The sequence below is a fragment of the Mycobacterium sp. genome (assembly GCF_050701515.1).
Classification (GTDB): domain Bacteria; phylum Actinomycetota; class Actinomycetes; order Mycobacteriales; family Mycobacteriaceae; genus Mycobacterium.
The window spans coordinates 1-3,340 of the sequence record NZ_JBOGDB010000302.1 but is presented as its reverse complement, the minus strand read 5'-3'; the positions used below and the strand labels follow the sequence as shown (position 1 = coordinate 3,340).

Annotated in this window: 4 protein-coding genes and 2 pseudogenes; 2 read left to right on the top strand and 4 right to left on the bottom strand. The window is 64.1% G+C overall.

Annotation, left to right across the window (positions count from 1 at the left end; genetic code table 11):
* Positions 1 to 407: adenylate/guanylate cyclase domain-containing protein (locus tag ACRDU5_RS22140; protein ID WP_526617135.1), on the top strand; the 407-nt coding region annotated here is incomplete at its 5' end.
* A gap of 79 nt (positions 408 to 486) precedes the next feature.
* On the top strand, positions 487 to 1,947 hold the full coding sequence (locus ACRDU5_RS22135; protein WP_526617134.1) for a phospholipase D-like domain-containing protein: 1,461 nt from the start codon (positions 487 to 489) through the stop codon (positions 1,945 to 1,947).
* A 7-nt stretch (positions 1,948 to 1,954) separates the two neighbouring features.
* Here the strand turns inward: ACRDU5_RS22135 and ACRDU5_RS22130 are convergent, their stop codons facing one another.
* The 4 genes and pseudogenes from ACRDU5_RS22130 to ACRDU5_RS22115 all read right to left on the bottom strand — a co-directional run.
* Positions 1,955 to 2,209 carry a YdeI/OmpD-associated family protein gene (locus tag ACRDU5_RS22130; RefSeq protein ID WP_526617133.1) on the bottom strand — a complete coding sequence of 85 codons (255 nt, stop codon included), beginning with the start codon at positions 2,207 to 2,209 and terminating at the stop codon, positions 1,955 to 1,957.
* Positions 2,210 to 2,263: 54 nt separating this feature from the next.
* A complete protein-coding gene (locus ACRDU5_RS22125; protein ID WP_526617136.1) occupies positions 2,264 to 2,911 on the bottom strand; it encodes a WS/DGAT domain-containing protein in 648 nt (215 codons plus the stop codon).
* 12 nt (positions 2,912 to 2,923) lie between these two features.
* Positions 2,924 to 3,094, bottom strand: a pseudogene (locus tag ACRDU5_RS22120) (wax ester/triacylglycerol synthase family O-acyltransferase); the annotation flags it as partial.
* A 99-nt stretch (positions 3,095 to 3,193) separates the two neighbouring features.
* Positions 3,194 to 3,306: pseudogene (locus ACRDU5_RS22115) on the bottom strand (hypothetical protein); the annotation flags it as partial.
* Positions 3,307 to 3,340: the final 34 nt, after the last annotated feature.

Genomic DNA, 3,340 nt, shown 5'->3' with positions numbered 1-3,340 from the left:
GAGCGGCAACTGCGCTGGCCGTTTTCGGCGGCCCCAACGACCTCGCCGATCATGCCGACGCCGCGGGGTCCGCTGCGGTGCTGATTCACCGCCTCGTGGCCGAGCGATTCGGCGGCGCGCTGCGCATCGGTATCGGGATAAACACCGGTCTGGTGATCGCCGGAACCATCGGCGGGGGAGGCAAGCTCGAGTTCACCCTGATCGGCGACGCCGTCAACGTCGCGGCCCGCGTCGAAAAGCTCACCAAGACCACCGGTGATGCGATCCTTCTCACCCACCAGTCCGTCGACGCCCTGGTTCCTCGACTGCCGGGACTCATCGACCGGGGATTTCACGCCCTGAAGGGCAAGTCAGCCACCGTACAGGTCTTCGGCCTCGACCCAGTTAGCCGGCAGCTCCACAAGTGACCGCATGTAGCAGGACCTGAATGTGGTAGACACAGCGCTATGCCTGGGCTGAGCATCCAACTCAGTTGAGGGGTTCAGCGTGCGCGACTATCGATTGCTGATCCCCGGCGACACGTGCTGGCGCGTGGCGCGTGCCGAGCAGTTCGCCTGCGTTGTCGACGCCGCCGATTACTTCAGGTATGCCAAAGCGGCGATGTTGCGCGCCCGGCACCGAATCATCCTAATCGGTTGGGATTTCGACGCCAGGATGACATTCGAACGAGGCGTCAAGACACTCCCTGGCCCCAATCAGTTAGGCGCCTTCCTCTATTGGATGCTGTGGAAACGACCAAGACTCGAGATCTACCTGCTGAAGTCCAACCTGCGCCTGCTACCAGCGTTTGATGCCATGTGGTTCGGGCTCACCCCTGTGGCCTTTCTGAATCAGATCAGCAGCAAGCGGATCCACTTCGCCATCGACGGCGCCCATCCGACCGGGTCCGTCCATCACCAGAAGATCGCGGTCATCGACGATGCAGTGGCGTTCTGCGGTGGCGTCGACCTCACCGTCGACCGATGGGACACCAGTGCGCATGAGCATGACAGTCGCAGCCGTCGAACGGTTGGGCGCGGCAGCTACGGGCCGCGACACGACGTCGCTGCGGCAGTGGACGGTGCGGCCGCGCGGGCACTCGGTGAACAAGCTCGGGAGCGATGGCTGACCGCGACGGGCCAGTCGTTGGCTCCGGTTGACGCTAAGCACGCCGCCTGGCCCAGCAAGCTGGAACCGACCCTGCGCAACGTCGACGTCGGGATCGCGCGCACCTTGCCGGAGCTTGACCGTCGCCGTGAGGTTCGGGAGGTGGAGGCGCTCAACCTCGCCGCCATCGCGGCGGCACGCCACACCATCTATCTAGAAAACCAATATCTGGCAGCTCGGCGCCTCGTCGATGCGCTAGCCGCCCGACTAAGGGAAAGCGACGGTCCGGAGATCGTCATCGTCATTCCTCGTAGAGGCAACAACCGCATCGAGCGGGAAACGATGGACGGCGCACGCCATCGGCTCATTCAGATGCTATGGGAAGCCGACGAACATCGTCGTTTGGGCGTCTACTGGCCGGTGACCGACGGCGGGTCGCCGATCTACATTCACTCGAAGGTTCTGATCGTTGACGATCGGATCCTGCGCATCGGCTCGTCGAATCTCAACAACCGGTCGATGGGATTCGACAGCGAGTGCGATGTGGCCATCGAGGCCGACTCGAACAGCGCGGAACTCGATGACGTCCGCCGCGAGTTCACGTCGGTGCGGCATCAGTTGGTCGCGGAACATCTAGGCGTGTCCGTCGACGAGTTGGAGAGGACGATGGGTCGATGTGGGTCGCTCCTGAAAGCCATCGAGGCACTTCGAGGGCAGGGCAGGACGTTGCGACGATTCACTAAGCGGGCAGTGTCCGATGAGGCGAGCCCCTTGGCGGAGAGCGACCTGATGGATCCCGACCATGTTCCACGGTCTTTGGCCCGCAGCGTGCAACGGCTCATCGCAGGATTGCGGGGCTGATAGAGGTCTAGTCGCGGTGCTTGCACCCCGGCCAACAGCAGGGCCGGCGTTTGCCTTCCTCCAGTTCCTCCTGGGTCCGGCGGATGCGGCCTTCTCGGGTCGCCGCCTGCTTGGCGTCCTCGACCCAGCAGATGAACTCGTTGCGTGCCAGCGGCGTGATGTCCTTCCAGGCAGCGAGTGCCGGGGTGTTGGTGATCAACGCCTTGCGCAGGTCTCCTGGCAACTTGTGCACCACCCCGCCGGGCACTCGCTGGCTGCTCACAGGGCCCAGGGTAACGGCCGCGCCCTCCTGCTTGTTATGCAGCTAGCAACCAGCTCAGACAGCGTGAGCAATGGGCATCGCCGAGTCGACCTCACCCACTTGCGTACCCAACCCCGCTGTGCGGTGTATCTCGGCGAACGACCGGATCATGGCGTCGGTGGCGTGATGAGGCTCGGACAATGTGCGGTCATCGGCGAGCACGCTGATGTTGAGTCCCGCGCCGGCCGCCACCGGTCCAACTGAGTAGAACTCGCTCACCACGGTGCCAGCGATGTGAGCGCGATCTCGCGGCCCCGCGACGTTCGACACGGTGAGGTTGAGCACTTTGTTCTGCGCTTTCCGCCACGCCGCGAAGCGAAACGCCGCGATCACCGCGGCGGCAGGGACGTAATCGGTCAATGTGGCAATCGTCTGGCGCCCGAGCAGTTCCTGGCTTTCCTTGGCTTGTTTGGTTGCGAGCGAGGTCAGCCGCACCCGTTCCAACGGGTCATCGACATGCACGGGCAGTGACACCAGCAGCGTGCTGAGCGCGTTGCCGCTAATGCGCTCCGACGAGGTGTCGATGCTTACCGGCACCGACGCGATCAATGGCTCCCTTGCCTGACCGTCATACCGCAGGAGCAGCTCGCGCAAGGCACCCGCCGCGGTCGACAGCACCAGGTCGTTGATGGTGATGCCCAGTTGCGTCCCGGTCGCCTTCACTTCGGCCAAAGACAATGTCGCGGTGGCAAACGTGCGCCGGGGGGACAATTTGTGGTTGATGAACGTCTTCGGTGGATGGAGAGCGCGAGCAAGCTGCGGATGGTGCTCGCGTTCGCGGGCGCGCCGCCGCAGTCGCACAACGCCTTTCGCGGCCTGGCGTACGACCGAAGGGAATGCGGCCAACTGCCGCAGGTGGTCGCGGCCCGCCTCGGACAGCTGTCCAATTCGCGCCGGCCGCCTGGCGTCGGTACCCGGATCGGCCGTACGTGATAGTCGAGGTCGACCTCGACATGTTCACGCCACATCGGTCGGTGCAGATGCAACGGGATGTCCACGAGCTGATAGCGCAGCGGTTCCAGCAGGTGTAAACGACGTCGCAGGGTCTCGCGGAACACCTCGACCGTCGGCTCGCCGTCGAACTGGGAGGTG